The 6,432-nt window shown below is 71.6% G+C and carries 8 protein-coding genes, 1 tRNA gene and 1 pseudogene; all 10 read left to right on the forward strand.

Translation table 11 applies throughout. The annotated features are described in order from the left end of the window. Positions 1–176 precede the first annotated feature (176 nt). The 10 genes and pseudogenes from WEB03_RS02140 (at position 177) to rplL (ending at position 6,121) form a co-directional block, all read left to right on the forward strand. A complete protein-coding gene (locus WEB03_RS02140; RefSeq protein WP_368069326.1) occupies positions 177–653 on the forward strand; it encodes a MaoC family dehydratase N-terminal domain-containing protein in 477 nt (158 codons plus the stop codon). After that, entirely contained in the window at positions 653–1,045 is a 393-nt protein-coding gene (locus WEB03_RS02145; protein ID WP_368069327.1) for a MaoC family dehydratase, read from the forward strand. Before WEB03_RS02140 ends, WEB03_RS02145 begins: the two co-directional genes overlap by 1 nt. A 133-nt stretch (positions 1,046–1,178) precedes the next feature. After that, positions 1,179–1,252: transfer RNA gene (locus tag WEB03_RS02150), tRNA-Trp, on the forward strand. A gap of 94 nt (positions 1,253–1,346) precedes the next feature. Next, a complete protein-coding gene (gene secE, locus WEB03_RS02155; protein WP_368069328.1) occupies positions 1,347–1,622 on the forward strand; it encodes a preprotein translocase subunit SecE in 276 nt (91 codons plus the stop codon). A 32-nt stretch (positions 1,623–1,654) separates the two neighbouring features. Continuing rightward, on the forward strand, positions 1,655–2,734 hold the full coding sequence (nusG, locus tag WEB03_RS02160; protein WP_368069329.1) for a transcription termination/antitermination protein NusG: 1,080 nt from the start codon (positions 1,655–1,657) through the stop codon (positions 2,732–2,734). A 96-nt stretch (positions 2,735–2,830) separates the two neighbouring features. Continuing rightward, positions 2,831–3,256 carry a 50S ribosomal protein L11 gene (rplK, locus tag WEB03_RS02165; protein WP_368069330.1) on the forward strand — a complete coding sequence of 142 codons (426 nt, stop codon included), beginning with the start codon at positions 2,831–2,833 and terminating at the stop codon, positions 3,254–3,256. 88 nt (positions 3,257–3,344) lie between these two features. After that, the gene (gene rplA / locus WEB03_RS02170; RefSeq protein ID WP_368069331.1) at positions 3,345–4,085 is read left to right on the forward strand and encodes a 50S ribosomal protein L1; all 741 of its coding nucleotides are present in this window, start codon (positions 3,345–3,347) and stop codon (positions 4,083–4,085) included. A 144-nt stretch (positions 4,086–4,229) separates the two neighbouring features. Next, positions 4,230–4,613 carry a response regulator gene (locus tag WEB03_RS02175; protein WP_368069332.1) on the forward strand — a complete coding sequence of 128 codons (384 nt, stop codon included), beginning with the start codon at positions 4,230–4,232 and terminating at the stop codon, positions 4,611–4,613. A gap of 326 nt (positions 4,614–4,939) precedes the next feature. Further along, a pseudogene (gene rplJ / locus WEB03_RS02180) lies at positions 4,940–5,527 on the forward strand (50S ribosomal protein L10); the annotation flags it as partial. A 210-nt stretch (positions 5,528–5,737) separates the two neighbouring features. Next, positions 5,738–6,121 carry a 50S ribosomal protein L7/L12 gene (gene rplL, locus WEB03_RS02185; RefSeq protein ID WP_368069333.1) on the forward strand — a complete coding sequence of 128 codons (384 nt, stop codon included), beginning with the start codon at positions 5,738–5,740 and terminating at the stop codon, positions 6,119–6,121. Positions 6,122–6,432: the final 311 nt, after the last annotated feature.

Genomic DNA, 6,432 nt, shown 5'->3' on the forward strand with positions numbered 1-6,432 from the left:
ATCGCGGTCGCCCCCGCCCACCACCCCGCCCGCCCCACCTCCCCGCGGGTGGGCCGGTCGCGTTCGGGCGGCTCTCACCCTGTGGGAACAACGTCGCGAGGAACTGCACCTAGGATACGGCCCGTGCGCCCGGCAGCGGCGTGCACGCAGCGGCAGACGCCGTGAGGAGGCAACCGATGGCCCTCAACCGCGACAAGGTGGGTACCGAGTACCCGCCCTACACCTACGAGGTCTCGCGCGAGAAGATCCGCGAGTACGCGCAGGCGCTCGGTGAGAGCGATCCGCGCTACTTCAGCGACGGGGACGACTGCACCGCGCCACCGACCTTCGCGGCCTCGTTCACCGTCATCAAGGGCGGCGCGGCGGCCTTCTCCGACGAGGGCCTCGGCGTGCACCCCGCGCTGGTCCACGGCTCGCAGCGCTTCGTCTACGGGGACCGTCCGGTCGCGCCGGGCGACACCCTGACCTGCACCCCGCGCATCGCGGACATCCAGGTCAGAGGGCGCAACGAGCTGCTCACCGTCGAGGTGGACTGCCGCTTCGAGGACGGCTCGCTCGCCGTCCGTTCCGAAGCGGTCATCGTCTTCCTGGGTTCTGCGCCGGCGGCTGACGCCGGCGGCGATGGCCCCGCCCCGACCGAGGAGGTCGCGTGATGTCCGACGTCACCGCCGGGACCGAGCTGCCCACCATCGAGCAGCAGAGCACCCTCATGACGTCGGTCGGGTACGCCGCCGCGTCCGGGGACCTCAACCCCCTCCACTACGACCAGGGCTTCGCCGGGCAGGTCAGCCCGACGGGCGGGATCATCGCCCACGGGATGTACTCGATGGGTCTCGCATCGCGGCTGCTGACCCAGTTCGCCGGTGGGCCGGCCAACGTGCTCGAGATCGCGGTCCGCTTCGCCAAGCCGTGGCCGCTCGGTTCGACCTCCACGTTCGGTGGCACGGTCACCGCGGTCGAGGACGGCATCGCGACCGTCGAGCTGTTCGCCGACAACGAGAACGGTGACCGCATCCTGAAGGGCACCGGACGGGTCCGGCTCTGATGTCCCACACCCGGACCCGCGCGGGGGCACCACCACGGTTGTCGCCCCCCGCGGGTACCGGTAGCATCGCTGCGCTGCCTCCTCGTGGGGCAGCGTTCCCTTGTCTCGAGCCGACGCTCGCGTGGGGGAGCGGACGGGCGTAGCTCAATCTGGTAGAGCACCGGTCTCCAAAACCGGCGGTTGGGGGTTCGATTCCCTCCGCCCGTGCGACGCGCCGACCTCCGCCGGTGCGCGACCTGTCACATCGCGCCGCAGATCCACCACCCACCGCGCCGTCCCCGGTGCGACCAGGAGCGCCACCTTGAGCCGCGACGACGACCGCACCGCTGACCGTGAGGCTCGCCGCCCGGCGGACCAGGCCAGCGCCACGTCCGAAGCTCCCACCGAGAAGCACACCCGGACCGGACCCGCCCAGTTCCTGCGCGAGGTCCGTTCCGAGTTGCGCAAGGTCGCCTGGCCGAACCGTCACGAACTCGTCTCCTACACCATCGTGGTGCTCGTCATGTCGCTCGTGCTCACGCTCCTGATCTGGGGCTTCGACACGATCATCCGCGAAGCGATCCAGAACACCCTCTGAGCACCACCCCCGACCCGCTGGGAAGTACGCCCGTGCCCGACGACCAGACCGACACGCCCGCCACCGAGCTGCTCGAGGGCGAGGACACCTACGCCGTGCCCGCCGACGGTGACGGACCTCCCGAGGCGACCGTGCCCGACGCCGACCCGGCGCCCGACGCCGACCCGGCGCCGGACGCAGGGCTCGCCGACGCCTCGTCCGAGCTGTCCGACGAGCAGGTGGCGGAGGTCGACACCTCGGCGACCGTCGACCTCGGCACCGACGGCGAGGAAGCGCCCGCCCCGGATGCCGGTGCCGACACCGACCAGGGTGACGCCACCACCGACGGTGACGACCTCGACGACCTGCTCGGTCTGGCCGGCGCTGGCGACGACGCCGGTGACGACGAGCCGCTGACCGCCGTCGACCCGGACGTGCCCACGGCGCCCGCCGACGTGCCCGCCGCCGACGACCCCGAGGCGGCCCCGGCGCCCGAACCGACCGTCCGCCGCCGGCCCCGCTCGCTCGCCGAGGTCCGCGACAAGAAGGACCTCGCCCGCCTGGTGGGGGACTGGTTCGTGGTCCACACCTACTCCGGCTACGAGCAGCGGGTCAAGGACAACCTCGAGAACCGCGTCGAGACCCTCGATGCCCACGACAAGGTCTTCGAGGTGGTGATCCCCACCGAGGAGGTCACCGAGTACAAGAAGGGCAAGAAGACCGTCGTCGCCCGCAAGTTCCTGCCCGGCTACGTGCTCGTGCGCATGGACATGGACGACGAGACCTGGGGCATCGTCCGCCACACCCCGAACATCACCGGGTTCGTCGGCTCGTCGGGGTCCAAGCCGGTCCCGCTGCCCCTGCGCGAGGTCGCCAACACGCTGCAGCTGCCTGACGAGGTGGTCGAGGTCACCGAATCCGACGAGGACGCCGCGCCCGAACCCGAGCGCCAGGTCGCCGAGATCGACATGGAGGTCGGCGAGACCGTCCGGGTCACGTCCGGCCCGTTCGCGGACTTCACCGGCACGATCTCCGAGATCAACCTCGACCAGGCCAAGCTCAAGGTGCTCGTCAGCGTGTTCGGTCGCGAGACCCCGCTCGAGCTGCCCTTCGACAACGTCGCCAAGCTCTAGCCCGACGCGCTCACCTGAGCGCCGAGAGCTCGGCACACCGAGAACCGATGTGGGAGGCCGCGACCGCGGCCGTTCGACCACGAGGAGAAGACACAGATGGCCAAGAAGGTCGCTGGTTTCATCAAGCTGCAGATCCCCGCGGGGCAGGCCAACCCGGCGCCGCCGGTCGGTCCCGCCCTCGGTCAGCACTCCGTGAACATCATGGAGTTCTGCAAGGCGTTCAACGAGCGCACCCAGGGACAGCAGGGTGACATCGTCCCGGTGGAGATCACGGTCTACGAGGACCGGTCCTTCACCTTCATCATGAAGACCCCGCCGGCCGCGCAGCTGCTGCTGAAGGCCGCCGGCGTGCCCAAGGGCTCGGGGACCCCGCACATCGCGAAGGTCGCCAGCGTGTCGCGTGATCAGGTCCGCCAGATCGCCGAGACCAAGATGCCCGACCTCAACGCCATCGACATCGAGGGCGCGATGAGGATCGTCGAGGGCACCGCACGTTCGATGGGTATCACCGTCGACGGCTGACATCCGCACCCCGACCTCGCGCTCCGAGCGCGAGGTGACACGTGGGAGGAGGGCCGCGCCCTCCGCCTGACCACGAGGAGACACCCCCATGGCCAAGCACGGTAAGAAGTACCGGGCCGCGATCGAGCGCATCGACGCCGACCGGCTCTACGCCCCGAAGGCGGGCTTCGCCCTCCTCAAGGAGGTCGACGCGGTCCGGTTCGACGCGACCGTCGAGGTCGCCTTCCGCCTCGGCATCGACCCCCGCAAGGCGGACCAGATGATCCGCGGCGCGGTGTCGCTGCCGCACGGCATCGGCAAGACGGTGCGCGTGGCCGTCGTTGCCGGCGGCGACAAGGCCGCCGAAGCCCGCGAGGCTGGCGCCGACCACGTCGGTGACGACGACCTCGTCGAGCTGCTCGGGCAGGGCGACCTGCTCAGCGAGATCGACTCGGTCATCGCGACCCCCGACATGATGGGCAAGCTCGGACGTCTCGGGAAGGTCCTCGGGCCGCGCGGTCTGATGCCGAACCCGAAGTCCGGCACCGTCACCATGAACGTCGGGCAGGCCGTCTCCGAGATCAAGGCCGGCCGCGTCGAGTACCGCTCGGACCGCAACGGCAACGTGCACGCCGTCCTCGGCAAGTGCTCGTTCTCGGCCGAGAACCTCGTCGACAACTACGCCGCCCTGCTCGGGGAGATCATCCGCCAGCGCCCCTCGTCCGCCAAGGGCCGCTACATCCAGTCGGTGACGATCTCGACCTCCGCGTCCCCCGGGATCCCGCTGGACCCGAGCAAGTCGCGCGACCTGCTGCTCGACGACGAGGACGCGGCTGCAGCGACGGCCTGACCGACGCGACCTCCGTGCGACGAGCCCGCCCCGGTGGCGGGCTCGTCCTCGTCGAAGCTCGAGCGTGACGCGCTAGCGTCGCTGGACCGAGGGCGAGCGCCCGCCCCGCGGGAGAGAGAAGCGACGGTGGCTGGAGTGGACGAGGTGCCCGCTGGCACCGACGAGGGGGCCGAGGTCACCGACGTCGTCGTCGTCTCGGCCGATGGCGGCACCCGAGCGCAGGTCGCCCTGACGCTCAGCGCCGGACGCTTCGCGGTCACCGAGGCCGACGACACCGATGCGGCGATCCGCACCGTCGCCTCGCGCCGGCCGCCGCTGCTCGTGCTCGATCAGGCGCTGCCCGGCAAGGGTGCCCTGGCCCTCGCACGATCCATCCGTACCGAAGCCGAGACCGCGGGGACCCGGGTGTTGCTGCTGACGAGCCGCGGCGACGACACTGCTGACGGTGCCACGGGGGTCGATGCGACCCTGGCGCTGCCGTTCACGGCCTTCGCGCTGCTGCGCAAGGTCGAGTCGCTGCTCGACTGAGCGGCGGGCATCGAGCTGCGCGTGCGCGTGGGGCGCGGGTCGGGGCCCCGTTCGACGGCAGGTGCACCCACCGCTACGCTGCCGACCAACGACGCCACAGATCGCTGGACGCCCGCCTCGCGGGTCGAAGGTCGCGGCGCTCCCTCCCTCACCGGTCCGGGTGCCCCGCGCGTCCCGCGTAGGCCGGTCGACACCCCGCAGCCAACGAGCTGCTGATCGTGTCCGCCCCCTGCGCGAGTCGCGCTAGGGGGCTTCCTCGTTCCCGGGCCAGGTCGGACGCCGCCCCTCGACGCCGAGCCGCGCGCCGACCACACCGGAGGATCGAAGTGCCACGGCCCGACAAGGTCGCCGTCGTCGATGACGTCAAGAGCGGCCTCACCGACTCGGCAGCCACGCTGCTGACCCACTACCGCGGCCTCTCGGTCACCGAGATGGCCGAGCTGCGCATCAAGCTGCGCGAAGCGGGTGCCCGCTACCGCGTGGCCAAGAACACCCTCGCCCGTCGCGCTGCGACCGATGCGGGCATGGCCGAGCTCGTCGAGCTGCTCGACGGCCCGACGGCGCTCGTGTTCTGCTCCGAGGACCCGGTCGCGCCGGCCAAGGCGCTCAAGGCCTTCGCCAAGGACCACCCGGCGCTCGTGATCCGCGGTGGGTACCTCGACGGCGTCGTCCTCGACGACACCGCGGCCATCAAGCTCGCCGGCCTCGCTTCCAAGGAGGAGCTGCTCGCGCAGCTCGCCGGCCTCATGTACGGCGCGCTGGCCAACACCGCGCGCCTGCTGCAGGCCCCGATCGAGAAGCAGGCTCGCCTCGTGCAGGCCCTCATCGACGCCGGTGGCAACCCCGACGTCGCCGAGGCGCCCGCCGCGGAGGCCGAGCCGGCCGCTGCTGAGGACGCCCCCGCCGCCGCGGATGAGGCTCCCGCCGCCGACGCCGCGGCACCCGCCGAGGCGGAGGCCGACGCCGAGGCGCCCGAGGCCGAAGGCAAGCCCGACGACGCGCCGGCGGCTGAGGCCACCGACGACGCCGCGGAGGGCGAGACCACCGGCGACGAGCCGGCCAGCGACGCGTAGCACCCCCACAACGTCCCAGATCACCAGACCCAGCACAGAACAGGAACCGCAATGGCGAAGCTGTCCACCGACGAGCTCATCGATGCGTTCAAGGAGCTCACCCTCGTCGAGCTCTCGGAGCTCGTGAAGAAGTTCGAGGAGACCTTCGAGGTCACCGCCGCTGCTCCCGTCGCCGTCGCGGCCGCGGGTGGCGGTGGCGCTGCTGCCGAGGAGGTCGAGGAGAAGACCGAGTTCGACGTCGTCCTCACCTCGGCCGGCGAGAAGAAGATCCAGGTCATCAAGGAGGTGCGCGCCCTCACCAGCCTCGGCCTCAAGGAGGCCAAGGAGCTCGTCGAGGCCGCACCGAAGGCCGTGCTCGAGGGTGTGGACAAGGCTGCGGCCGACTCCGCCAAGGAGGCGCTCGAGGGCGCCGGCGCCACCATCGAGCTCAAGTGATCGCTCCGGCGCGGGCTCTCGGGCCCGCGCCGGTCGCACCACCGGCACCGAGCTCGCGCCCACCGGGTGACGCTCCGCCACCGGGCAACCGCCGGTGGCGGTCGCGGCCGTTGCGGTCCTCCTTGACGTCCGTCGCCCGGCACCCTTACACTCCGGGGCTGCCGTGTGCTCGCGTCTCGTCCCCGCGAGCTGGGGTGCCGTCGCCCGTCCCGTCGTCGCTGTGCTCCCACGGGGTCGTCGCCGTCCATCGAGGTCCCTCCATCCACCGCTCGCGCCGCCGCCGTACGGAGGCGGTCGTCGTGTGTCCGTGG

Source organism: Nitriliruptor sp., from assembly GCF_040882075.1.
GTDB lineage: Bacteria > Actinomycetota > Nitriliruptoria > Nitriliruptorales > Nitriliruptoraceae > Nitriliruptor.

Bases quoted from the DNA above. Each gene is read 5' to 3' on its own strand.
- WEB03_RS02145 (WP_368069327.1), top strand. From the start codon at position 653: ATGTCCGACGTCACCGCCGGGACCGAGCTGCCCACCATCGAGCAGCAG.
- rplA (WP_368069331.1), top strand. From the start codon at position 3,345: ATGGCCAAGCACGGTAAGAAGTACCGGGCCGCGATCGAGCGCATCGAC.
- rplK (WP_368069330.1), top strand. From the start codon at position 2,831: ATGGCCAAGAAGGTCGCTGGTTTCATCAAGCTGCAGATCCCCGCGGGG.
- WEB03_RS02140 (WP_368069326.1), top strand. From the start codon at position 177: ATGGCCCTCAACCGCGACAAGGTGGGTACCGAGTACCCGCCCTACACC.
- rplL (WP_368069333.1), top strand. From the start codon at position 5,738: ATGGCGAAGCTGTCCACCGACGAGCTCATCGATGCGTTCAAGGAGCTC.